The 23846-nt window shown below is 65.3% G+C and carries 24 protein-coding genes and 1 pseudogene; 15 read left to right on the top strand and 10 right to left on the bottom strand.

Features of this window, described 5'->3' with window-relative positions; translation table 11 throughout:
• The 3 genes from AC1DKD_RS20385 to AC1DKD_RS20395 form a co-directional block, all read left to right on the top strand.
• On the top strand, positions 1 to 179 hold a 179-nt coding region (locus AC1DKD_RS20385), incomplete at its 5' end, for a phosphate acyltransferase (RefSeq protein ID WP_477143642.1).
• Between the two features lie 406 nt (positions 180 to 585).
• The gene (locus tag AC1DKD_RS20390) at positions 586 to 930 is read left to right on the top strand and encodes a ribonuclease (protein WP_441635134.1); all 345 of its coding nucleotides are present in this window, start codon (positions 586 to 588) and stop codon (positions 928 to 930) included.
• Positions 927 to 1526 (top strand): barstar family protein, encoded by a 600-nt coding sequence (locus AC1DKD_RS20395; RefSeq protein WP_045240736.1) that lies wholly within the window; start codon positions 927 to 929, stop codon positions 1524 to 1526. The genes AC1DKD_RS20390 and AC1DKD_RS20395 overlap by 4 nt, the downstream gene beginning before the upstream one ends.
• A gap of 81 nt (positions 1527 to 1607) precedes the next feature.
• Here the strand turns inward: AC1DKD_RS20395 and AC1DKD_RS20400 are convergent, their stop codons facing one another.
• From AC1DKD_RS20400 to AC1DKD_RS20415, 4 genes are all read right to left on the bottom strand, one after another.
• Positions 1608 to 2237 (bottom strand): YidB family protein, encoded by a 630-nt coding sequence (locus AC1DKD_RS20400; RefSeq protein WP_441635100.1) that lies wholly within the window; start codon positions 2235 to 2237, stop codon positions 1608 to 1610.
• 52 nt (positions 2238 to 2289) lie between these two features.
• Complete coding sequence (locus AC1DKD_RS20405) at positions 2290 to 3045, bottom strand: 16S rRNA (uracil(1498)-N(3))-methyltransferase (RefSeq protein WP_441635102.1); 756 nt, start codon at positions 3043 to 3045, stop codon at positions 2290 to 2292.
• On the bottom strand, positions 3045 to 3485 hold the full coding sequence (locus AC1DKD_RS20410) for a VOC family protein (protein ID WP_441635104.1): 441 nt from the start codon (positions 3483 to 3485) through the stop codon (positions 3045 to 3047). Before AC1DKD_RS20410 ends, AC1DKD_RS20405 begins: the two co-directional genes overlap by 1 nt.
• Before the next feature lie 72 nt (positions 3486 to 3557).
• Positions 3558 to 4526, bottom strand: coding sequence for a spermine/spermidine synthase domain-containing protein (locus tag AC1DKD_RS20415; protein WP_477143637.1), 969 nt, complete (start codon positions 4524 to 4526; stop codon positions 3558 to 3560).
• Here AC1DKD_RS20415 and tkt point away from each other — a divergent pair.
• The 3 genes from tkt to AC1DKD_RS20430 all read left to right on the top strand — a co-directional run bounded on the left by tkt (position 4525) and on the right by AC1DKD_RS20430 (position 8883).
• Entirely contained in the window at positions 4525 to 6561 is a 2037-nt protein-coding gene (gene tkt, locus AC1DKD_RS20420) for a transketolase (RefSeq protein WP_477143638.1), read from the top strand. The two genes, AC1DKD_RS20415 and tkt, sit on opposite strands and share 2 nt — an antisense overlap.
• 97 nt (positions 6562 to 6658) lie before the next feature.
• Positions 6659 to 7657: a type I glyceraldehyde-3-phosphate dehydrogenase gene (gene gap, locus AC1DKD_RS20425; RefSeq protein WP_045240731.1), complete on the top strand. Its 999-nt coding sequence runs from the start codon at positions 6659 to 6661 to the stop codon at positions 7655 to 7657.
• A gap of 236 nt (positions 7658 to 7893) precedes the next feature.
• Complete coding sequence (locus AC1DKD_RS20430) at positions 7894 to 8883, top strand: LysR family transcriptional regulator (protein WP_045240730.1); 990 nt, start codon at positions 7894 to 7896, stop codon at positions 8881 to 8883.
• Positions 8884 to 8948: 65 nt separating this feature from the next.
• Here the strand turns inward: AC1DKD_RS20430 and fur are convergent, their stop codons facing one another.
• The gene (gene fur, locus AC1DKD_RS20435) at positions 8949 to 9380 is read right to left on the bottom strand and encodes a ferric iron uptake transcriptional regulator (RefSeq protein WP_045240729.1); all 432 of its coding nucleotides are present in this window, start codon (positions 9378 to 9380) and stop codon (positions 8949 to 8951) included.
• Positions 9381 to 9579: 199 nt separating this feature from the next.
• On the opposite strand from fur, the gene AC1DKD_RS20440 reads away from it, so the two are divergent.
• The 9 genes from AC1DKD_RS20440 (at position 9580) to AC1DKD_RS20480 (ending at position 19504) form a co-directional block, all read left to right on the top strand.
• Positions 9580 to 10212, top strand: coding sequence for an outer membrane protein assembly factor BamE (locus AC1DKD_RS20440; protein WP_441635113.1), 633 nt, complete (start codon positions 9580 to 9582; stop codon positions 10210 to 10212).
• 63 nt (positions 10213 to 10275) lie between these two features.
• Complete coding sequence (gene dapB / locus AC1DKD_RS20445) at positions 10276 to 11073, top strand: 4-hydroxy-tetrahydrodipicolinate reductase (RefSeq protein ID WP_441635115.1); 798 nt, start codon at positions 10276 to 10278, stop codon at positions 11071 to 11073.
• A 145-nt stretch (positions 11074 to 11218) separates the two neighbouring features.
• On the top strand, positions 11219 to 13843 hold the full coding sequence (leuS, locus tag AC1DKD_RS20450) for a leucine--tRNA ligase (protein ID WP_477143639.1): 2625 nt from the start codon (positions 11219 to 11221) through the stop codon (positions 13841 to 13843).
• Between the two features lie 35 nt (positions 13844 to 13878).
• The gene (locus AC1DKD_RS20455; protein WP_477104539.1) at positions 13879 to 14400 is read left to right on the top strand and encodes an LPS-assembly lipoprotein LptE; all 522 of its coding nucleotides are present in this window, start codon (positions 13879 to 13881) and stop codon (positions 14398 to 14400) included.
• 62 nt (positions 14401 to 14462) lie between these two features.
• On the top strand, positions 14463 to 15503 hold the full coding sequence (gene holA, locus AC1DKD_RS20460) for a DNA polymerase III subunit delta (RefSeq protein WP_477143640.1): 1041 nt from the start codon (positions 14463 to 14465) through the stop codon (positions 15501 to 15503).
• A gap of 110 nt (positions 15504 to 15613) precedes the next feature.
• The gene (locus AC1DKD_RS20465; protein WP_441635123.1) at positions 15614 to 16894 is read left to right on the top strand and encodes a glutamate-5-semialdehyde dehydrogenase; all 1281 of its coding nucleotides are present in this window, start codon (positions 15614 to 15616) and stop codon (positions 16892 to 16894) included.
• Between the two features lie 118 nt (positions 16895 to 17012).
• The gene (locus AC1DKD_RS20470) at positions 17013 to 17435 is read left to right on the top strand and encodes a CopD family protein (RefSeq protein ID WP_477143641.1); all 423 of its coding nucleotides are present in this window, start codon (positions 17013 to 17015) and stop codon (positions 17433 to 17435) included.
• 108 nt (positions 17436 to 17543) lie between these two features.
• Complete coding sequence (locus tag AC1DKD_RS20475) at positions 17544 to 18149, top strand: 2-hydroxychromene-2-carboxylate isomerase (protein ID WP_441635136.1); 606 nt, start codon at positions 17544 to 17546, stop codon at positions 18147 to 18149.
• 80 nt (positions 18150 to 18229) lie between these two features.
• Positions 18230 to 19504 (top strand): THUMP domain-containing class I SAM-dependent RNA methyltransferase, encoded by a 1275-nt coding sequence (locus AC1DKD_RS20480; RefSeq protein ID WP_477104540.1) that lies wholly within the window; start codon positions 18230 to 18232, stop codon positions 19502 to 19504.
• A 51-nt stretch (positions 19505 to 19555) separates the two neighbouring features.
• Here the strand turns inward: AC1DKD_RS20480 and AC1DKD_RS20485 are convergent, their stop codons facing one another.
• From AC1DKD_RS20485 to AC1DKD_RS20505, 5 genes and pseudogenes are all read right to left on the bottom strand, one after another.
• Positions 19556 to 20602, bottom strand: a complete 1047-nt coding sequence (locus AC1DKD_RS20485) for a response regulator (protein ID WP_428180365.1) — start codon at positions 20600 to 20602, stop codon at positions 19556 to 19558.
• Between the two features lie 295 nt (positions 20603 to 20897).
• Entirely contained in the window at positions 20898 to 22352 is a 1455-nt protein-coding gene (locus AC1DKD_RS20490; RefSeq protein WP_276288801.1) for an NAD(P)(+) transhydrogenase (Re/Si-specific) subunit beta, read from the bottom strand.
• A 2-nt stretch (positions 22353 to 22354) separates the two neighbouring features.
• A complete protein-coding gene (locus AC1DKD_RS20495) occupies positions 22355 to 22687 on the bottom strand; it encodes an NAD(P) transhydrogenase subunit alpha part 2 (protein ID WP_045240719.1) in 333 nt (110 codons plus the stop codon).
• Between the two features lie 230 nt (positions 22688 to 22917).
• Positions 22918 to 23280: an aspartate 1-decarboxylase gene (gene panD, locus AC1DKD_RS20500; RefSeq protein WP_276288797.1), complete on the bottom strand. Its 363-nt coding sequence runs from the start codon at positions 23278 to 23280 to the stop codon at positions 22918 to 22920.
• 199 nt (positions 23281 to 23479) lie between these two features.
• Positions 23480 to 23846, bottom strand: a pseudogene (locus AC1DKD_RS20505) (NAD(P)(+) transhydrogenase (Re/Si-specific) subunit alpha); the annotation flags it as partial.

Here is a 23846-nt window from a genome sequence, read left to right on the forward strand (position 1 = left end):
AACATCGCCTAAACATCGCCTACAACCTTCTCAAGGTCGCGGCGGGCAACAATGTGGCGATCGGACCGATCCTGCTCGGGGTCAAGGCGCCGGTGCACATCCTGACGCCGTCGGCGACGGTGCGGCGTATCGTCAATATGACGTCGCTGGTGGTGGTTGACGCGGCCGCCAAGCGCTAAGCCGCTGTCAGTCTTGAAAAGCCGGGCTTGCCCGGCTTTTTTATCGCTCGCGCGAGGTGGTCAGTGTGTGCACACATCCTATTAACACATTGAAACAATTGAAGTTTTCCACCCGCCTGGGGGGCGGGGATTGATTATTTATTGGCATGGGCGTAACCTTATGCCTTTGAAGTAGGCGCTCGTTACTCGCAACGATGCCGCCGGTATTCGCGCAGGCCGTCCGGGGTGCAGGCACAAAGGGCAGTTGAGGTGGCGTGGCAGCCGCGCAACGATCCCTTGCCAATTTTGTTGGCGCCCCCAGATCAAGACAAGCAACGTGGGTTCCCAGATTCCTTTGACGCAGCGCGCATCACAATGGATTTCAGCCGCCGGTCTGGCGCGAGTGGCAAGCCGGGTGCTGGCAGGCGTGGCGGTTTCGTGCGCGTTGGCCCAGCCTGTGCTGGCGCGTCAGGCGATCGATGATGGCACGGGAACCATCGCGGTACAGCAGTTGCCCAACGAGGCACAGTTGACGTTGGAACGTATCGAAGCGGGTGGCCCGTTTCTCTACGCCAAGGATGGTTCGAGGTTCGGCAACTACGAGCGCGTCCTGCCGCAAAGGTCGCGCGGTTATTACCGCGAATACACGGTGAAAACAAACAGCCGGAATCGAGGAGCAAGGCGGATCGTATGTGGCGGTGATCAACGCGCCACCAGCGACTGTTATTACACGGACGACCACTACAACAGTTTCAAACGGATAGCCAAATGATGACTGACATTTTCGGATTGGGCGACGCCCTTGCCGCCCGCGAAGAGCGCGGCGCCGGAGATGGCTGGCACCGGGCCCAGACCCAGGCCCAGAATCTTTACGACAACGTGTTGATGATGCCTCGCAACGAGCTCTCGCACCAACCGCCGCTCGCACCCGTTCCCGCAGCCGGCACTGACGGCAGCCAAGAGGGAGCCATGAACCTGTTCAAGACGGTGCGTCCGAACATCGTCCAGTCGATTCGCGCGTTTCGCGTGCCCGAGCTTGCACAGGCGGCGGCGGAGTTGGGCCAGCATTTCCTCTACGCGAACTGCGCGCACTGCCAGAGCAAGGCAGAGGTGCTGGAAACCATCGCCACCAATTTCCTGTTTCCCAAGCATTTCGGGAAGAATTTCGATGCGCTGGCCGATTGCCTGACCGACCTGATCCACAAGGCGGGCGCGCAGCCCGGTTTCGTGATCGTGCTGGAAGGCCTGCCCATCGCGCAGAAATTCGACAAGGAAGGGCGCGAGGTCCTGCTCGATGTCTTCCGCGACGCTGCCGAGTTCTGGGCCGAGCGCAAGGTGCAGTTCCGCGTGTTCTACTCTTTCGCCTGAGCGCCCGCCGCCCACAGGAAAAACAGGATGACAAAGGCCCGCTTGCAGCGGGCCTTTTGCTTTGCCGGCGCGGCGCCGGTGTTATGCCGCCGGCGGCATCTGGCCTTGCGGCGTGAGCTTGTCGATCAGTTCCGGCAAACCTTCGCTAAGGTGGGCGGCTACATCATCCTGTGACATGCCGGTCGAATTGGCCAGGCTCTCCAGCGCGCCAGTGCCGCCGAGGGCGCCGGCCAGCGCGGACGGCGAGACGGGCTGATTGGCCCCGGTGCCGATCCAGGAATTGATCTGCTCGCCCAGGCCAGCCTGCGCCAGGACCTGCTGCAAGGCGCCGATGCCGCCCGCCGCCGCGCCCAGTGCGGGCGCGTCGCCAGCGCCCTGCTGCCCCTGGCCTCCAAGCAGGCCGCCCAGCAATCCGCCGAGATCGAGGCCACCAGGCGCGCCGCCAGCCGCGGCGCCGCCACCCGCACCACCCAACAGCCCGCCGAGCAACCCACCGAGGCCGCCAAGCCCGCCAAGTCCACCGACGCCGGCGGCCGGATCGGCCGGATCATGTTCCGCCCCGGGACTGCCTTCGGCGCCTTTATGGCGCATCGCCAGCATGGCCAGCAGCCCGAGCGCCATCATCATCTTCGGGTTCAGGCCGCCAGCGCCGCTTTCGCCGCCGCCGCGCTGCCCGAGCACTCCGCCCAGCACGCTATCGAGTAGTCCCATGATCGACTCCTTCCGGTGAGTGTGGCGCCGGGCCGGGATAGCCCGGATGCCGTCAAAATCCGCCCAATACCGCGTTGAGCACGGCCAGGCAAGCGAGCCCGGCAGTCTCGGTACGCAAGATGCGCGGCCCGAGTGACACGCCCGTGAAACCTGCGTGCAGCGCCGCAGCTTCCTCGTCCGGCGCGAGTCCGCCTTCCGGTCCGATCAGCAGCGTCACGCCGGTGTCCAGCAGCGCGCCACGCTGCTCCGCGGCAAACGATACCAGCGACTGCGAGGCGCGCGGCGTGATCAGCAACCGTGCGCCCCGGGCCGCCGCCGGGTTCGCCTGCAGCCCCAGCCATGATTCCAAGTTAGCCACCGGTGCGACCTCGGGCAAGCGATTGCGTCCGCATTGCTCGCATGCCGCCTCGACCAGCGCCTGCCAGTGCGCGTGGCGCTTCTGCGCGCGCTCTGCCGAGAGCCGGACCACCGAACGTGCCGCCTGCAGCGGCTGGATCGCCGCCACGCCGAGCTCGACGGCTTTCTCTATCAGCCAGTCCATCTTGTCGCCGCCGGCCAGTCCTTGCGCCAGCGTGACGCGGAAGGGTGGCTCGGCCTCAGACGGATCGTGGTCGCGGATTCGCGCCAGCGCATGGCGCTTGCCAATCTCGACCAGGGTGGCGGCATGGCTGCCGCCGCGCCCGTCGAACAGGGTGATGTCGTCGCCCGGGTTGAGCCGCAGTACCTGGACATGCCGCACTACCGCTTCGGGCAGTGGCATGTCGGTCTCGGTGGCCAGAGCGGAATCGATAAAAAAGCGCGGCGGCATCAGGTGGGTCCGTCCTTATCTTCGCCGGCGGCCTTGTCCAACGGTTTGGCGAATCCCCAACGGTAACCGTCGGGATCCTTGACCATGCAATAGCGGTCGCCCCAGAACTGGTCGTCGGGCGCCATCAGGCTGACCGCGCCGGCGGCGACAGCGCGCGCGTACATGGCATCGACATCGTCGCAGTACACGTAGAACGTCTGCGGGCATTCGACGCCGAGCGAGCTGGGCGTACGCGCGGTACTGCCCCAGGCGCCTTCGGGCGCGAACATCACCACCAGTTCTCCCCGGTAGTGCATCTCGGCGTGGGTCGGCACACCGTTTTCGTCGACCACGTTCCCCGCGCTGAAACCGAAGGCGCGGTGGTAGAAGTCGAGCGCGCTGCGCCCGTTGCCCACCGTCAGGTAGGGCGTGAGCCAGGGGGTGTTGGCCGGTCTTGTCATGATCGTCTCCTGGTTACGGGAAGCCGCGCGGGGCTTGCCGCGGCGGCAAGACTCGCGGTGCGAATGAGCATCTTACGCGGGTGCGCCGGCGCTGTCGAAAAGCGCTTGCAGGTGGCGGGGAAGGGTGAACAAGGCCGGGTGGAGCGCCGCGTGGTAGCAGCGCAGGGTCCGTTCCAGTTTCCAGGCGCGCAGCCGCTCGCCGAGCAGCGCGGTGCCGGTGCCGCGCACGTCCAGCGCGTCGCTGGCCAGCGCGATGGCCCATGATGCACCGTGCACCGGGATAAAGGCGCTGAGGGGCTGGACCTGGGCGAAGCACTGGCGCAATCTTGCGCAGAGCACGCGAACCGGGTCGGGGCGGTGCTCCGGCGGGCCGAGTTGCAGGGACAGCGCGCCGCCCGGCGCCAGGCAGCGCCTGGCGGCTTGCAGGCCGTGGGCGGAGAAGAGGGCCGCCGCCGGGCTGCCATCGTCGGCCTCCGTAAGGTCGAACACGATCAGGTCGAACCGCCGCCCGGCACGGCCGAAGGCTTCCATCAAGCCCAAGGCATCGCCAATGGCGAGGTGCACGCGCGGATCGTCGAAGGCGCCCTGGTGGATACCATCGAGCCAGGCCCGGGCCAGCGTCACGACCTCCGGATCGAGTTCGGCCACCACCACTTCGCGCATGAATGGCAGGCGCAGCAGTTCACGCRCCGAGCCGCCGTCGCCGCCGCCGACCACCAGCGCCGAACGTGCCGCGCCATGAGCCACGGCCATGGGGTGCACCATCAGTTCATGCTGGATAAAGGCATCCGCTTCGGCGCACATGACGCGGCCATCGAGGCGGAAGATCCGGCCAAAGCGGGCATTCTCGCCAATCTCGATCTGCTGGTACGGCGAGCGCACCGCCGCCAGCAGCCGAATCTGGCCCAGGGTGGTGCCGATGCCGGGGGAGAGCCATTCGGTCCATTGCAGATGGCCGCCGGCCGGGGCCGCCGGGTGCCCGGATTCGGCCTTTCCTTCTGGTAAAATCGCGCTTTTCCCGCCGCCAGGTTCCCGCCGCATGTCTCACCTCGCTCATCCCGCCGCCAGTCCGCACGCTTCGCAGCCCGTCCAACTCATGGCCAACGCCATCCGCGTCCTGGCCATGGACGCCGTCCAGCAGGCCAATTCMGGCCACCCAGGCATGCCGATGGGTATGGCGGATATCGCGGTGGCGCTGTGGGGCCGCCATCTGAAGCATAACCCGACCAACCCCCAGTGGGCTGATCGCGACCGCTTCGTGCTGTCCAACGGCCACGGCTCGATGCTGCTCTATGCGTTGCTTCACCTGACCGGCTACGACCTGCCGCTGGAAGAGCTGAAGAACTTCCGCCAGATGCACAGCAAGACCGCCGGCCACCCGGAATACGCCATCACGCCGGGCGTCGAGACCACCACCGGCCCGCTGGGCCAGGGCCTCACCAACGCAGTCGGCATGGCGCTGGCAGAGCGCCTGCTGGGCGAGGAATTCAACCGTCCCGGCTTCGATATCGTCAATCACCACACCTATGTGTTCCTGGGCGACGGCTGCCTGATGGAAGGCATCAGCCACGAAGCCTGTTCGCTGGCCGGTACGCTGAAACTGAACAAGCTGGTCGCGCTGTGGGACGACAACGGCATCTCGATCGACGGCGATGTCGTGCACTGGTTTGCCGACGATACCCCGAAGCGGTTCGAAGCCTATGGCTGGAATGTGATTCGCGCGGTGGACGGCCATGATGCCGCCGCCGTCGACGCAGCCATCGCCGAAGCCAAGTTCAGCCATCGTCCGACCCTGATCTGCTGCCGTACCCTGATCGGCAAGGGCGCGCCCAACAAGGAAGGTGGTCACGATGTGCATGGTGCGCCGCTTGGCGGCGCTGAGATCCTGGCCACGCGTGAAGCGCTGGGCTGGGCCCACGCACCGTTCGAACTGCCGGCCGAAGTCTATACGGCATGGGATGGCAAGGCCCGCGGCGGTTCGCTGGAGAAGGCCTGGAACGCGCTGTTCGAGGCCTATGCCGAGCGTTTCCCGTATGAAGCCGGCGAATTCCAGCGCCGTATGCGTGGCGAGCTGCCCGGCGCATTCGACGCTGCCGTGGACGCATTCCTGGCCAAGTGCGAGGAAAAGGCCGAAACGATCGCCACCCGCAAGGCCAGCCAGAACACCATCGAGGCSYTCGSCCCGGTGCTGCCSGAATTCCTGGGCGGCTCGGCCGACCTGACCGGCTCSAACCTGACYAACTGGTCGGGCAGCMAGGCAGTGCGCGCCGATGCCTGGGGCAACCATATCAACTACGGTGTGCGCGAGTTCGGCATGAGCGCCATCATGAACGGCATCACGCTGCACGGTGGCTACATTCCCTACGGCGGCACCTTCCTGACCTTCTCGGACTACAGCCGCAACGCGCTGCGCATGGCGGCGTTGATGAAGATCCGCACGCTGTTCGTGTTCACCCACGACTCCATTGGCCTGGGCGAAGACGGCCCGACCCACCAGTCGATCGAACACGTTGCCAGCCTGCGCCTGATCCCCAACATGGACGTGTGGCGTACCGCCGACACCACCGAGACCGCAGTGGCCTGGGCCCAGGCCGTGCGCCGCGAGAATGGGCCGAGCTGCCTGATCTTCAGCCGCCAGAACCTGCCGTTCCAGAAGCGCGACGATGCGACCCGCGCCAATATCGCGCGCGGCGGCTATGTGCTGCGCGACGGCACCAATGCCAGGACCGGCCGTCCGGATGCCGTGATCATCGCCACCGGCTCGGAAGTGGGCCTGGCTGTGGGCGCTGCCGACCAGCTGGCCGCCGACGGCGTGCACGTGCGCGTGGTCTCGGTGCCGGCGACGACGGTGTTCGACAAGCAGGATGCCGCCTACAAGGCATCGGTGCTGCCGGCAGGCGTGCCGCGCGTGGCGGTGGAAGCCGGCGTGACGGATTTCTGGTGGAAATACCAGGTCCAGGCCGTGGTGGGCATCGACACCTTCGGCGAATCGGCTCCCGCTGGCGTATTGTTCAAGCACTTCGGCTTCACGGTCGAGAACGTCGTGCGCACCGTGCGCGACACGCTCGGTCAGTAACAGGTATTCCCCGGCCCGAGCAGCGGTCGAGTTGGCCGCGCGGGCCGGCAGACGCTTTCCCGCATCCATCGATCGTTAGCCTACTCAGGAGATAAACATGACCATCAAGATCGGCATCAACGGCTTCGGCCGCATCGGGCGCATGGTGTTCCGCGCAGCCGCCGCCAACTTCAAGGAAATCGAAGTCGTTGGCATCAATGACCTGCTCGAGCCCGACTACCTGGCCTACATGCTGAAGTACGACTCGGTGCACGGCCGCTTCGACGGCGAAGTGTCGGTCGACGGCAACACGCTGATCGTCAACGGCAAGAAGATCCGCCTGACCGCCGTCAAGGACCCGTCCGAACTGAAGTGGGGCGAGATCGGCGCCGACGTGGTGATCGAGTCCACCGGCATCTTCCTGACCAAGGAAGGCGCGCAGAAGCATATCGACGCGGGCGCCAAGAAGGTGATCATGTCGGCCCCGTCGAAGGACGACACCCCGATGTTCGTGTACGGCGTGAACCACGACACGTACAAGGGCGAGGCGATCATCTCCAACGCCAGCTGCACCACCAACTGCCTGGCGCCGGTCGCCAAGGTGCTGAACGACAAATGGGGCATCAAGCGCGGCCTGATGACCACCGTGCACGCCACCACCGCCACGCAGAAGACCGTTGACGGCCCGTCCAACAAGGACTGGCGCGGTGGCCGCGGCATCCTGGAAAACATCATCCCGTCGAGCACCGGCGCCGCCAAGGCAGTGGGCGTGGTGATCCCCGAGCTGAACAAGAAGCTGACCGGCATGTCGTTCCGCGTGCCGACCTCCGACGTGTCGGTGGTCGACCTGACCGTTGAGCTGGAAAAGGGCGCAACCTACGCCGAGATCTGCGCCGAAATGAAGGCGCAGAGCCAGGGCGCGCTCAAGGGCGTGCTGGGCTACACCGAAGACAAGGTGGTCGCCACCGATTTCCGCGGCGATGCGCGTACCTCGATTTTCGACGCGGAAGCCGGCATCGCGCTGGACTCGACCTTCGTCAAGATCGTGAGCTGGTACGACAACGAGTGGGGCTATTCCAACAAGGTACTGGAAATGGCCCGCGTGGTCGCCAAGTAACTTTGTCGGAACAGATTGGCTAGCGCCGAGAAAAGCGGCATTCCACGGAATGCCGCTTTTTGTCCGCCTGTGTGCAGGCGGATCCGCACAGGCCGGAAAGCCAGGGCGGGCCCGGAATACCTGTTCCGTTCCCGCCTTTGCTCTTACACTGCTAAAGTGCTAGAAAATACTGATTTGCAGCCAATGCAAGTGACGATCCAGTCATTCGCAGTCTCCAATCCAACCTGGGCGAGATCATGGTGAATGTGGATACCAAGCTGCTCGTGATTTTTACCGAGTTGCTCAGCAAGCGAAACGCGACCTATGTCGCGGAAAAAATGCATATGACCGCGCCCGCGGTCTCGCATTCGCTGGGTCGCCTGCGCGAGATCTTTGACGATCCTCTTTTCATCCGCGTGCCGCACGGCCTGACGCCGACGCCGCGAGCCCTGGAACTGGGCCCGAAGATTCGCGACATGCTGGATCTGTGGTCCTCGATCAACGAGGGCGACGCCGATAACTTCGATCCCGCGGTAGCCACCGGCACCCTGAATATCGGCTTTGCAGCCGAACTGGGCGATACGGTCTTCAACCGCTTCATCCTGCGCATCAAGCAACTGGCGCCGGAACTGCATATCAAGCTGGTTGAATCGCATTCCTGGGAGTCGGATGTTGCCGCCATGCGCGGCAATGAGCTGGATCTGGCGTTCTCGCCGTTCCCGACCCGGCATCCTGAGATCGTGGAAGAGATGGTTACCTCGCTCAACCTCTGGGTTTGTGCGCGCAAGAACCATCCGGTGCTCAAGGGCACCTGCACGCTCGAGCAGTATCTCGATTGCGGGCATATCTTCATGGCGCACTCGGGCGGCAATGGCCGCCCGGCGCCGTCGCTGATCCCGCTCGACTACGCCCTGCAGCAGCGCGGACTGAAGCGCAATGCAACGTTGACGGTGCATTCCTGGCGCGCGCAATCCGAGTTGGCCGCGCAGACCGACATGATCTTCACGGTCAATGCGCTGACCAAGGACATGGCCTGCGAGACCTATGGGCTCAAGGCCTTCCCCTTGCCGGCCGAGCTCAATACCACGCTGGGCCTGAACATGTTCTGGCACCGCAGCCGCAACACCCACCCCATGCTGGTGTGGGCGCGCGGGCTGTTCCGCCAGGTCGTGGGCGAATTCGTCGGCGTGCCGGCCACCGCGCGCGGCCTGCATATCGTTGCCGAACAGGACCGGCAGGAAACCTGAGATTGGCCTGAGAATAAAAAAACCGGCGCGAGCGCCGGTTTTTTTATGTTGTCGTGGCCGGCGCGCTAACGCTTCGGGCGGTGCGAGCAGTCAGTCTTGGTGCAGTTGCCGTACAGCGACAGTGCGTGCTCCTGCAGCGCGAAGCCGCGTTCGCTGGCGATGCTTTGCTGGCGGCGCTCGATTTCGGAATCGTAGAATTCCTCCACGCGGCCGCAGTCGATGCACACGAGGTGGTCGTGGTGCTTGCCCTCGTTCAGTTCGAAGATGGCTTTGCCGGATTCAAAGTTGTTGCGCGACAGCAGTCCCGCCTGCTCGAATTGAGTCAGCACGCGATAGACGGTAGCGAGGCCAATGTCCATTTGTTCGTTGAGCAGGATGCGATAGACATCTTCCGCGCTCAGGTGGCGCTGCTCGCTGGTCTGAAAGATCTCGAGGATCTTCAGGCGCGGTACGGTCGCTTTAAGACCGATATTTTTGAGGTCCGCCGGACTCGGCATGGGCGTGACTCCCTAGAGTACAATGTCTGGATAGTTGAATCATAAGGGTTTTGGCGGCAAAAGTCGCCCCGGCGGTTACCTGGGGTGCGGCCACCCTCCCTGGGCTGCGCTCGCGATGCTCTATCGCCGCAGCCGGCTCGTGGTATATCCCGTTAGAGCCTGGATCGGCACTTTTCTCTCCCTTCTAGAAGCGAGATACATGCGTTCATTCCGTTCGTCCGCCATGCGTCCGACGCTGGTTACTACTGTGCTGGCTGCTGCCCTGCTAACGGCAGCGTGCTCCACCTATGACAATACGTCGCGCAAGGTCGCCAACGCGATCACGCCGTATCGTATCAACATTGTGCAAGGCAACTTTGTCTCGCGCGAAGCCGCCGCGCAGCTGCGCGAGGGCATGACGCGCGACCAGGTCAAGTTCCTGCTTGGCACGCCGCTGCTGACCGATGTGTTCCATGGCAACCGCTGGGACTACGTGTTCTCGTTCCGCCGTGGCAATACGCCGGTGGTGCAACAACGTCGCTATACGGTCTTCTTCGATGGCGACAAGCTCGTCAAGTTCGGCGGTGACGAGTTGCCGTCCGAATACGAGCTGATCGCCGAAATCGACGGTATGAAAGCGATGCAGGCAGGCAAGGCAGTGACGCCGAAGCCGCAAACCGATGCGCTCGCTCCGGCCTCCGATGCCGCGGCAACCCCGGCCGCCCCCGTCGCGGCGGCCAATGAAGCCGCCGCTCCAGCCGATGCCGCCACCGCTCCGGCGGCAGGCAAGTCCGTCGAGGCGGCCGCATCGTCGGCTGCCGCGGAGACCGGTGCTGCCAGCCCGACCCACTGACCCGTTTGGCCCGACAATGCCGGCCGCCCACGCGGCCGGCTTATTTTTGACTGCTGACACGCCATGAATATCGCCATCGCAGGTGCCTCCGGCCGCATGGGCCGCATGCTGATCGAACACGTACTCGCCACTGAAGGCGTGACCCTGTCTGGTGCGCTGGATGTGCCCGGCGCGCCGGCCCTGGGCCAGGATGCCGGGTTGCTGCTGGGCCGCACGACCGGCGTGACGATTACCGCCGACATCGAAGCCGCCCTCGCCGGTGCCGACTGCCTGATCGACTTCACACGGCCGGAGGGCACGCTGGCGCACCTGGCGGTGGCGGCGCGCCTTGGCGTGAAGATGATCATCGGCACCACTGGCTTTGACGACGCCGGCCGCGCCGCCGTGGCCGAGGCTGCCAAGCGTATCGGCGTAGTGTTCGCCGCCAATATGAGCGTTGGCGTCAACGCCACCTTCAAGCTGCTGGAAGTGGCCGCCAAGCTGCTTTCATCGGGCTACGACATCGAAGTTATCGAAGCGCACCACCGCCACAAGGTGGACGCGCCGTCCGGCACGGCGCTGGCGATGGGCGAGGTGGTGGCCAAGGCACTGGGCCGCGACCTGAATACCTGCGGCGTCTTTGCCCGCGAAGGCCATACCGGCCCGCGCGATCCCAACTCCATTGGCTTTGCCACCGTGCGCGGCGGCGACATCGTGGGCGACCACACCGTGATGTTCGCCGGCATTGGCGAGCGCATCGAGATCACGCACAAGTCGTCCAGCCGCCAGTCGTATGCCGACGGCGCGCTGCGCGCCGCGCGCTTCCTGGCCGACAAGCCCAGCGGCCTGTTCGACATGCAGGACGTACTGGGCCTGAAGTAAGGCGCCGGGTCCGTCCTGCGACGTCAGCCCCGACGGTTATAATCGGCACTTTCGCCGTTCCAGCGCAGGCGGGCGCCGCAAGGCAGCCCGCCGCTTATCTTTTCCACGCTTTTCGCACGCCAACGCAGTTGCCGTTGTCCTGAATATGCAAGACAAATACCTTCCCTCAGCCGTTGAACAAGCCGCCCAGCAACACTGGCAAGCCATTGATGCCTACCGCGTATCGGAAGAGGCGAAGCTGGCCGACGGCAGCGAGAAGCCCAAGTTCTATGCGTGCTCGATGTTGCCGTACCCGTCGGGCAAGCTGCATATGGGGCATGTGCGCAACTACACCATCAACGACGTGATGGCGCGCCACCTGCGCATGAACGGGCACAACGTGCTGATGCCGATGGGCTGGGATGCGTTCGGCATGCCGGCGGAAAACGCCGCGCTCAATAACGGCGTGGCGCCGGCGGCCTGGACGTACCACAACATCGCCTACATGAAGCGCCAGATGCAGTCGATGGGCCTGGCCATCGACTGGTCGCGCGAGGTTGCCACCTGCAGCCCGGACTACTACCGCTGGAACCAGTGGCTGTTCCTCAAGATGCTGGAAAAGGGCATTGCCTATCGCAAGACCGGTACGGTGAACTGGGATCCGGTCGACCAGACCGTGCTGGCCAACGAGCAGGTCATCGACGGGCGCGGCTGGCGCTCGGGCGCGCTGGTTGAAAAGCGCGAGATCCCGATGTACTACCTGCGCATCACCGACTACGCCGAGGAACTGCTCGGCGATCTCGACAGCCTGGGCTGGCCCGAGCGCGTCAAGATCATGCAGCAGAACTGGATCGGCAAGAGCGTGGGCGTGCGCTTCGCCTTCCCGCATGCCATCGCCGACGATGACGGTAAGCTGATCGGCGACGGCAAGCTCTACGTGTTCACCACGCGCGCGGACACCATCATGGGCGTGACCTTCTGCGCGGTCGCCGCCGAGCATCCGCTCGCCACCCATGCCGCCGCCGCCAATCCCGAGCTGGCCGCCTTTATCGACGAGTGCAAGCACGGCTCGGTCATGGAAGCCGATATGGCGACCATGGAAAAGAAGGGCATGCCCACCGGCCTGAAGGTGGTGCACCCCATCACCGGCGAGCAGGTCGAGGTTTGGGTCGGCAACTATGTGCTGATGAGCTATGGCGACGGCGCCGTGATGGGCGTGCCCGCGCATGACGAACGCGACTTTGCCTTCGCCAACAAGTACGGCCTGCCGATCAGGCAAGTCGTCGACGTCAAGGGCCAGGCCTTCTCGACTGAAGCCTGGCAGGAATGGTACGGCGACAAGGAGCACGGCACCTGTATCCATAGCGGCAAGTACGACGGCCTCGGCTACCAGGCGGCGGTGGAAGCCATTGCCGCGGACCTCGGCGCCAAGGGCCTGGGCGAGAAGAAGATCACCTGGCGCCTGCGCGACTGGGGCATCTCGCGCCAGCGTTACTGGGGCACGCCGATCCCGCTGATCCATTGCGAGGACTGCGGCGTGGTGCCGGTGCCCGAGCAGGACCTGCCGGTGGTGCTGCCCGAAGACCTGGTGCCGGACGGCACCGGCAACCCGCTGGCCAAGGATCCGCGTTTCCTCGCGTGCACCTGCCCGTCGTGCGGCAAGCCGGCGCGTCGCGAGACCGACACCATGGATACCTTCATCGATTCGTGCTGGTATTACATGCGCTATACCTGCCCGGATGCGGCCACCATGGTCGACGGCCGCAACGACTACTGGATGCCGATGGACCAGTACATCGGCGGCATCGAACACGCGATCCTCCACCTGCTGTACGCCCGCTTCTGGACCAAGGTCATGCGCGACATGGGCCTGGTCACGTTCAATGAGCCGTTCACCAACCTGCTCACGCAGGGCATGGTGCTCAATGACACGTACTACCGCGAAGACGCGGCCGGCAAGAAGACCTGGTACAACCCGGCCGAGGTCGAGGTCAGCACCGATGAGCGCGGCCGCCCGCTGGGCGCCGTCCTCAAGGCCGACGGCCAGCCGGTGGTGATCGGCGGTGTCGAGAAAATGTCGAAGTCCAAGAACAACGGCATCGACCCGCAGGCGCTGATCGACCAGTACGGCGCCGACACCGCGCGCCTGTTCGTCATGTTCGCCGCGCCGCCCGAGCAGCAGCTCGAGTGGAGCGGCTCGGGCGTGGAAGGCGCTTCGCGCTTCCTGCGCCGCGTGTGGAACTACGGCTATGCCAATGCCGGGGCGATTGCCGCGGCCGGCAATGCCGCGACGTCGGGCGACGCCGATGGCGCGCTGCGCCGCGAGATCCACGGCGTGCTCAAGCAGGCCAACTACGACTACCAGCGCATCCAGTACAACACCGTGGTGTCCGCCACCATGAAGATGCTCAACGCGCTGGAGGACGCCAAGCAGGCTTCCCCGGCCGCGCGCCGCGAATGCTTCGGCATCCTGCTGCGCGTACTGTACCCGGTGGTGCCGCACGTGACCCACGGGCTGTGGCAGGAGCTCGGCTACGCCACGCAGTACGGCGACCTGCTCGACGCCGCCTGGCCGCAGGTCGATGAAGCCGCGCTGGTGCGCAGCGAGCTCGAACTGGTGCTGCAGGTCAACGGCAAGGTGCGCGGCAGCCTGACGGTGCCGGCGGATGCCGATCGTGCCGCCATCGAGGCCATGGCCGCCGCCAGCGAGATCGTTGCCAAGTTCGCCAACGACGCTGCGCCGAAGAAGATCGTGGTGGTCCCGGGCCGCCTCGTCAACGTGGTGCTTTAAAGAGCGCTGACCAAGCCTACAAGGGAGCTGCCCATATGGATGGACAGAAGCTGGATCGACCGAGGCAGGGCCGCCGCAAGGTCCTGGCCGCGCTGCTGGCGGCCAGCCTGCTGGGCGGCTGCGGCTTTCACATGCGCGGCAATGCGGATTTTGCTTTCAAGCGGCTTTACCTGAGCATTCCGGCCAATACGCTGATGGGCTCCGATCTGCGCCGCGCCATCCGCAACGGCTCGGACACGCAGATCGTGTCTGATCCGAAAGACGCGGATGCCTTGCTCGATGTGCTGCAGGACACGCGTACCAAGACCGTGTTGTCGATCACCACTGCCGGCGTGGTGCGCGAATACCGCCTGACGCAGCGCTTCACCTTCCGCTTGCGCGATGCTGGGGGCCAGGAGCTGATCGCGCCTTCGCAACTGGTGCTCACGCGTGACCTGACCTACAACGAAGCTAACGCGCTGGCCAAGGATTACGAAGAGCAGCAGCTCTACCGCGATATGCAGCGCGATATCGTGCAGCAGCTGATTCGCCGGCTGAGCGCGGTCAAGACGATCTGAGCCGCGCGCAAGCGCCGCCCAGAGAACCCGACACGGCAAGGACAGAGGAACAAGCGCACCGCATGCAGCTCAAGCTCGACGGACTCGAAGCGCACCTGCGCACGGCCAAGGGACGCGGCCTGGCGCCGCTCTACGTGGTGCACGGCGACGAGCACCTGCTGGTGCTGGAGGCGGTCGACCGCCTGCGCCAGGCGGCGCGCGAGTCCGGCTTCACGGAGCGCGAGGTGCTGTCGTCCGAACGTGGCTTCAACTGGGGTCAGGTGGTCCAGGCGCAGCAATCGATGTCGCTGTTCGGCGACCGCAAGATCGTCGAATTGCGGATTCCCTCCGGCAAGCCCGGCAAGGACGGTGGCGAGGCGCTGCGCGCCGTGGCCGCTCATCCCTCGCCGGACGTGGTCATGCTGATCACGCTGCCGCGGCTGGATTTCGCTACGGCGAAATCGGCCTGGTTCCAGGCGCTGGACGCCGCCGGGGTGTCAATCAAGGTCGACTCCATCGACCGCAGCCGGCTGCCGGCCTGGGTCGGCGAGCGGCTCGCGCTGCAGCAGCAGCGCGTTGAGCCCGGCGAGCCGGGGCGCAGGGCGCTGCAGTTCATCGCCGACAAGGTCGAAGGCAACCTGCTGGCCGCCCACCAGGAAATCCAGAAGCTTGGCTTGCTCTATCCCGCCGGCTCGCTGACCTTCGAGCAGGTGCACGATGCGGTGCTCAATGTGGCCCGCTACGACGTCTTCAAGCTCTCCGAAGCCATGCTCGGCGGCGACGTGCCGCGGCTGGTGCGCATGCTGGAAGGGCTGCGCGGCGAGGGCGAGGCCACGGTGCTGGTGCTGTGGGYGCTGACCGAGGAAATTCGCGTATTATCCAAGGTCCGGCAAGGGTTGGCGGCAGGCAAGCCGAGCGGCGTCCTGATGCGCGAACTGCGTGTCTGGGGCGTGCGCGAGAAGCTGGTACCGCAGGCCGCGCAGCGCCTCTCGCTGGCGCAACTCGAATCCGCACTGGGGATGGCCGCCAAACTGGACCGGCAGGTCAAGGGCCTGCGCGCCGAAGGCATGCCGGCCGAACCCTGGGATGGCCTGCTGCAACTGGCACTCACCATCGCCAGGTAAGCGGCGGCGCAGCAGCGCGCGACGGTTCGCATCTGCCTGCATTGCAGGATTTTGCCAGCCGTTGCCGACAAGAAACCAAGCATTGAGGGCCGGATCGCCTGGCCAGGAATATGAACGAGCTCGATCTCACGCAGTACATGGACCGCGTTGGCCAGCAGGCCCGCGCCGCCTCGCGCGCCATGGCGCGCGCCTCCACCGCCGACAAGAATCGCGCGCTGCTGACCATCGCCGCGGCCATCCGTCGCGACGCCGCCCACCTGAAGACGGTGAATGCCGGCGATGTCGAGCGTGCCCGCGCCAACGGCCAGGACGCTGCCTTCATCGACCGCCTGACGCTGTCTGACAAGGCCATCGACACCATGGCCGCCGGCCTCGAGCAGATCGCCGCGCTGGCGGACCCGATCGGCGAGATCAGCAATATGAAATTCCGCCCCACCGGCATCCAGGTGGGACAGATGCGCGTGCCGCTGGGCGTGATCGGCATCATCTACGAGTCGCGGCCCAACGTGACCATCGATGCCGCCGCGCTCTGCCTGAAGTCGGGCAACGCCACTATCCTGCGCGGCGGTTCCGAAGCCATCGACTCCAACACCGCGCTGGCCGCCCTGGTGGCCGAGGGCCTGGCCGCCGCCGGCCTGCCGCCCGAAGCGGTGCAGGTGATCTCGACCACCGACCGCGCCGCCGTGGGCCGGCTCATCACCATGACCGAATACGTCGACGTGATCGTGCCGCGTGGCGGCAAGAGCCTGATCGCACGGCTGATGGAAGAAGCCCGGGTGCCGATGATCAAGCATCTGGACGGTATCTGCCACGTCTTCATTGATACCGCCGCCGACCTGGAAAAGGCGGTGCGCATCTGCGACAACGCCAAGACCCAGCGCTACGCACCGTGCAATACCATGGAGACGCTGCTGGTCGCGCGCGACATCGCGGCCGCGGTGCTGCCGCCGCTGTGCCGCATCTACCAGGAAAAAGGCGTGGAGCTGCGCGTCTGYGCCGCCACCCGCGCCACGCTGGAAACCGCCGGCTTCACCGGCCTGGCCGATGCCACCGAGGAAGACTGGCGCCTGGAATACCTGGCCCCCGTGCTGGCGATCCGCACCGTGGCGGGGCTCGATGAGGCGATTGCGCACATCAATACCTACGGCTCGGCGCACACCGATTCCATCGTCACCGAGAACTACAGCGCCGGCATGCGGTTCCTGCGCGAGGTCGACTCGGCCAGCGTGATGATCAATGCATCGACCCGCTTTGCCGATGGCTTCGAATACGGCCTGGGCGCCGAGATCGGCATCTCCAACGACAAGCTGCACGCGCGCGGCCCGGTTGGGCTGGAAGGCCTGACCTCGCTGAAATACGTGGTGTTCGGGCACGGCGAGATCCGTACCTGAGCGGGCAAGGGCAGGGCTGGCCATGCGGCTGGTCCTGGCCCGCCGCCGGCGATCGCCGGCGGCTTCCGTTTCGCATCCCCACCGTTCCCGCGGGAACCCAACCACAAAAGAACGCCTGATGCTCTGGGTCAAAGCGCTGCACATCGTCTTCGTCGTTTCCTGGTTCGCCGGCTTGTTCTACCTGCCCCGCATCTTCGTCAATCTCGCCATGGAGCGCGAGCCTGCCGGCGTGCAGCGCCTCCTGCTGATGGCACGCAAGCTCTACCGTTTCATGACCATGCTGGCGGTGCCCGCGCTGGTGTTCGGGCTGTGGCTATATGTCGGCTACGGCATCGGGCGCGGTCCGGGCCAGGGCTGGATGCATGCCAATCTGGCGCTGGTGCTGGTGCTGATCGGCTATCACCATGGCTGCGGCGTGTTGCTGAAGAAGTTCGAAGGCGGCCGCAATACGCGTTCGCATACCTTCTATCGCTGGTTCAATGAGTTGCCGGTGCTGGTCTTGCTGGCGGTGGTGATCCTGGTGGTGGTCAAGCCGTTCTGACGGGCGCCGTCCGGCAGGTTCCGGCGTTTTTCCCGTATCGTATCCACTTCGTATTCCCCCTCGTTCCAGGCGCCGTTGTCTCGCCCCACACCCCGTCCAGAGGACATGATGAGCAAGCAGGTCGACTACTACCTCACCCCGCAATCGCCTTTCGTCTACCTTGGCCACGAGCGCTTTGCCGCAATCGCGGCCAGGCATGGCGCGCAGGTCAATCTCAAGCCCTGCGACCTGGGCCGCGTGTTCTCCGTCTCGGGCGGCTTGCCGCTGGCGCAGCGGCCGCCGCAGCGCCAGGCCTACCGCCTGATCGAACTGGCCCGCTGGAGCGAATTCCTGGGCGTGCCGCTCAACCCGCAGCCGGCCTTTTTCCCGGTCTCCGGCGATGCCGCCAGCAAGCTGCTGATCGCCGTGCAACTGGCGCACGGCACCACCCGCGCGATGGAACTGGTTGGCGTCATCGGCCGCGCGCTGTGGGCCGAGCAACGCAATATCGCCGATGCCGCCACRCTGGCTCAGCTGGCCGACGGCATCGGGCTGGATGGCGCGGCGCTGCTCAAGGCGAGCGATGCCCAGGCAGTGCAGGCCGCATATACACAGCACACGCAGGATGCGATTTCCGCTGGCGCGTTCGGCGCGCCGTGGTACGTTTATGAGGGCCAGCCCTACTGGGGCCAGGACCGTCTCGACTTCCTCGATCGCGCGCTCGCGGCGACCTGAAGTCCCGGGCGCGGTACACTGCGCGCTATCCGACCCCGTCCGCCACGGCGGACGTTTTTGTTTGCAGGAATTCCCAAGCCATGTCCCAAGCCTTTTTTGCCTCCTGCCCGCGCGGCCTTGAGAGCGCACTCGCCGAAGAGTTGCACGAGATCGCGGCGCGGCCCGGACTGGCCAAGCTCGCACCCATCCAGGTCCATCGCGAAATGCCGGGTGGCGTCACTTTCTCCGGCGAGATGCCTGCGGCCTACGTCGTCAACCTGCACTCGCGCATTGCCAGCCGGGTGCTGATGCGGGTGGCCAACCGGGGCTACCGGCGTGAGGACGATATCTACGACCTGGTGCGCGCCCAGCGCTGGGATCAGTGGTTTTCGCCGGACGAGACGCTGCGGGTGGACGTTACCTCGCATCGCTCGCCACTGCAGAGCCTGAACTTCATCGCGCTGCGGATCAAGGATGGTGTTTGCGATACCATGCGCGAGCGCCTGGGCGAGCGTCCCAGCGTGGACACCGTGAATCCCGACGTGCGGCTCTATGCCCACCTGACGGAGCATGACTGCACGCTGTATCTCGACACTTCGGGCGATCCGCTGTTCAAGCGGGGCTGGCGCCTGGAGAAAGGCGAGGCGCCGCTGAAGGAAAACCTGGCCGCCGGCATCCTGCGCCTGGCCGGCTGGGTGCCCGGCCAGACCGAACGCCCGTTCTATGATCCGATGTGCGGCAGCGGCACCTTCCTGGTGGAGGCCGCGCAGGTGGCACTGGGCCTGGCGCCCGGCGCCGCCCGCGGTTTTGGCTTCGAGCGCCTCAAGGGGGCCGACATCAAGACCTGGAATGCATTGAAAGCGGCTGCGCGGGACGACGAGGAGGCGGCGCGCAAACGCGTGGCGTCCGAGCCCCTGGAGATCGCGGGCAGCGATATTTCCACCGACATGTTGTCCATGTCGCAGGCCAACTGGGAACGCGCCGGCTTGCCGGGCGAGGTACGCCTGAAGCAGGTGGATGCGCGTTTCGCGCAACCGCCGTTCGTTGCCTCCGGCCTGCTGCTGATGAACCCGCCCTATGGCGAGCGGATCGCGGTACGGGGAGAACGCCGCCGGCCGCTGGACGAAGCGCCTGTTGACGAGATCGACGACGAGGCCGCCAACCAGTTCGCCAGCGCCTTCGCCACCACGCTCAAGCAGCATTTCGCGGGCTGGCAGGCATGGGTGTTTACGGGCGACCTGTCGCTGCCGCGCCGGCTGCGGCTCAAGGAATCGCGCCGTACGCCGCTCTACAACGGCAATATCGAATGCCGGCTGTTCCGTTTCGACATGGTGCGAGGCGGCAACCGCAACGCGCCGGCCCAGCCTTCGGCCTGACGAGCGCGGGACCGGAGGGCGAGCCTCTCCGGTCTCGCGGCGCTTTGCTCACTAGCGTGGCGCGCGTCCGGTCACGCGTTCGGGGTGGCGGGCGAAGTCCTCCAGGAAGCCCTGGAAGCTGACCACCGGTTCCTGCAGCAAATGGCGCGGCAGGTCGAACAGCGCGTAGAAATAGTCCTCGCGCCCTTCGCAGTGCTCGGCCGGCAGGCAGTATTGCTCCCAGTCGATGCAGGCCGGGGTGTACATACCGTTGCCGGGCCAGAAGAAGGGCACGATGCGGCCCTCACGCAGCCCTTCGATCAGGGCCGCCGGTGCATCGTAGGCTTCCGCGGATTCCACCTGGTTGATCAGTCCGGCGCGCGTCTCGATCACCATCAGCGTGGCCTGGCCCTGTGCCGTCAGCATCAGGATGCCGGCCGGGTTGGGGTAGAGGTAGTACTCGACAAAGCCGTAGCGCGCGGTGATCTGCCGCACGCGCTCGCAGATCGCCGGATCCGACAGGAAGGAAAACGAGTGGCGCGTCAGCAGGTCGCGCAGCGTGCGCGAGAGGGTGGCGAAATACTGCTGCTGGAGCGCGTCGATCTCCTGGTCCAGCCGCTCCACCATATTGCTGTCGTGTTTCTTGACGTAGCGGTCGATCAGGCCGTGGTTGAAACCCTGCACGGCGATACCCTCGTCGGCGGTACCGGTCAGCAGGATGGTCTTGCACGGCAGGTCCTGCAGGGCCTGGCAGAACTCCAGTCCGTTCATCTGCGGCATCGAGTAATCCACCACGATCACGCCCGGCTGCACAAAGCGATTGAGGTCGTGGATCTGCCGGTAGATGCGGTCGATGTCGAGCTGCACGGTGCGCCGCTCGGTCAGGAAGGTCAGGTCGTCATGCGTCACCCGTACCGGCAGGAAGCCGGTGAAGCGTGTGGTGTAGGTATCGCGGATCCATTGCAGCGCCTCGCGCGGATCGGTGAAGGTGACCACCGGCCGCGACGGATCCATCTGGAACGCCAGGCTGTCGATAAACGATTTGCTGTCGTCGACAAGCACCGTGAGGATCGGGTGATGGAAGACCGACAGATTCCTGTCCTGGGGGTTGAATGTCATGTTGCTTTCGGCTCCGGTGTCGGCGGACACGGCGGGCGGATGGTTTGGCGCGGCTGGGGATCCGGTTCGGCAAGGCCGGGGACGGATCGGTTCGGGGCGGCCCACCGCGCTGGACTACACCTGGCCCTGTTCGGATGACCGGCGTGCGTGCCATGGCCGGCGACCGGAAATCAGTATAGCGTGCCCGCGCTTCCATGCAACCGGCATGCGGTGGGGCAGAAAAAAAGCGCGACTGTGTCGCGCCGGGGTGACGGCGGAGACAGGCGCGGGCCCGTCTCCGTCCTTTGCGGCTGGCTTACTCGATGGCCTTGCCCATGTCCTCGACGACCTTCTTGGCGTCACCGAACACCATCATGGTCTTGTCCATGTAGAACAGTTCATTGTCCAGGCCCGCGTAGCCCGCGGCCATCGAACGCTTGTTCACGATGATGGTCTTGGCCTTGTAGGCTTCCAGGATGGGCATGCCGGCGATCGGCGAGGCGGGATCGGTCTTGGCGGCCGGGTTCACCACGTCGTTGGCGCCCAGCACCAGTACCACATCGGCCTGGCCGAACTCGCTGTTGATGTCTTCCATTTCGAAGACCTGGTCGTAAGGGACTTCGGCCTCGGCCAGCAGCACGTTCATATGGCCCGGCATGCGGCCGGCCACGGGATGGATGGCGTACTTTACCGTCACACCCTTCTCGACCAGCTTCTCGGTGAGTTCCTTGAGCGCATGCTGCGCGCGCGCCACCGCCAGGCCGTAGCCCGGCACGATGATCACGGTCTCGGCATTGCCCATCAGGAAGGCCGCGTCGTCGGCCGACCCGGACTTCACGTTGCGCTGCGCCTGGCCGCCGGCAGCGGCCGCCGCGGGCGCCCCGCCAAAGCCGCCGAGCAGCACGTTGAAGAACGAGCGATTCATCGCCTTGCACATGATGTACGAGAGGATGGCACCGGASGAGCCSACCAGCGAGCCGGCRATGATCAGCATCGGRTTGTTSAGCGAGAAGCCGATRCCSGCSGCCGCCCAGCCCGAGTACGAGTTCAGCATCGACACCACCACCGGCATGTCGGCGCCGCCGATCGGGATGATGATCAGCACGCCCAGCACGAAGGCGATCGCCAGCATCAGCAGGAAGGGCAGCCAGTCTTGCGACAGGCAGAAGATGATGCCGAAGCCGATCATGGCCACCGCCAGCAGCAGGTTCAGCAGATGCTGCCCGGCGAAGGACACCGGCGCACCCTGGAACAGGCGGAACTTGTACTTGCCCGACAACTTGCCGAAGGCGATCACCGACCCGGAGAAGGTGATGGCGCCGACAAAGCAGCCGATGAACAGCTCGATGCGGTTGCCAAACGGGATATCGTGCGAGCCCGGCGGCGTGATGCTGAATGCCGACGGCTCGGCCACCACGGCCACCGCGATGCAGACCGCGGCCATACCGATCAGCGAGTGCATGGCGGCCACCAGTTCAGGCATCTTGGTCATCTCGACCTTTCTTGCCACGTAGGCGCCGATGCCGCCGCCAACCACCAGCGCACCGAAGATCAGCGCCATGCCTTCGGCGACCGACGACTGGCCCGCGCCGATGGCCAGGAACTCGCTCTTGAGCTTGGCGATCAGCACCAGCGTGGTCACTGCGGCGATGGCCATGCCGATCATGCCGAAGGCATTGCCGCGCCGCGCGGAACTGGGATGCGAGAGGCCCTTGAGCGCCTGGATGAAACACACCGAGGCCAGCAGGTAGAGCAGGGTGACGAGGTTCATGCTCACTTGGCGCCCTCCTCATGGCCCTTGCCGGCCTTGGCCTTGGGTTCTTTCTTCTTGAACATCTCCAGCATGCGCTGCGTCACCAGGAAGCCGCCGAACACATTGACCGCGGCGAGCGCCACCGCCAGCGTGCCCATGGTGCGGCCCACCGGGCCCTCGGTCAGGCCGGCCGCCAGCATGGCGCCGACGATGATGATGGCCGAGATTGCATTGGTCACGGCCATCAGCGGGGTGTGCAGGGCGGGCGTGACCGTCCAGACCACGTGGTACCCCACGTAGATCGCCAGCACGAAGATGATCAGGTTGATCACCGTGTGGTTCACCATTTCCATCGACTTCTCCTCCGTTGCTTGAATGCCTTGCTGCGCGGTTATCCCGTGTTCTTTTGCCTGGCCAGGCGCCTGTGAGCGCCTATTGCATCGATGCCCCGCCTGGTGCCGCGTTGTCGTCTTTCGCCCGGGTACCTTCAGCCCAGGGGCGACGGTACGGCTGAATCAGTAAATGGCATGCCGGATGCGGGCATCGCACCGGCGTTGGCTCCCGGCGCGATGTCCTCATCCGCTTACACCTTCTTGATTTCCTTGATGGCGTTGTTGTCGTCCACCAGGATGATCTTCGGCTTGTAGGTGGCGATCTCTTCGTCGCTCATCGGCGCGTAGGTGCAGATGATGAGATGGTCGCCCAGGTGCGCGCGCCGCGCGGCCGCACCGTTGAGCGAGATCTCGCCGCTGCCGCGGACGCCCTTGATGATGTAGGTGGAGAAACGCTCGCCATTGTTGACGTTGTACAGCTCGATTTTCTCGAACTCCTTCATGTCGGCCGCTTCGAGCAGATTCTCGTCGATGCCGCATGATCCCTCGTAGTGGAGGTCCGCCTGTGTCACGGTGACACGATGGAGCTTGGCGCGGAGCATGATGCGTTGCATGGGTGATACGTCCTTGGTTGATGCTGGATGAGCTTGCAGGAAAGCCCTTGGAATTGAGTCCTGACGGGCCACTTGGAATGGTTCCGGGGCTGGGTGCCGGCCGTACCGGCCGATAGYAGCAGGCGCGCTACCGTGCACCTGGCCGGAACCGCCTGGCACCATTCTAAAGCGACCGGGCCGCGGCGGGCCCGCTGTCGCTTCAGGATGCGCCGCGGACCACCTGGCCATCCTTGCACATCAGGCAGGCGGCGACGATATCGTCCTCCAGGTTCAGCGTGAACTGGCCTTCCTTGTCGATGACAAGCTTGAGGAAGTCGAGCACGTTGCGTGCATAGAGCGCCGATGCGTCGGCCGCCACCATGCTGGCCAGGTTGGTGTGGCCGATCAGCGTGACGCCGTGGCGCTCCACCACCTCGTCGGCCACCGTCAGCGGGCAGTTGCCGCCCTGCGCCGCGGCGAGGTCGACCACCACCGAGCCCGGCTTCATCGCCTGCACCGTCTCTTCCTTGAGCAGCACCGGCGCCTGGCGGCCCGGGATCAGCGCGGTAGTGATGACGATGTCGGCG

This window comes from Cupriavidus sp. 05T313, assembly GCF_056396665.1.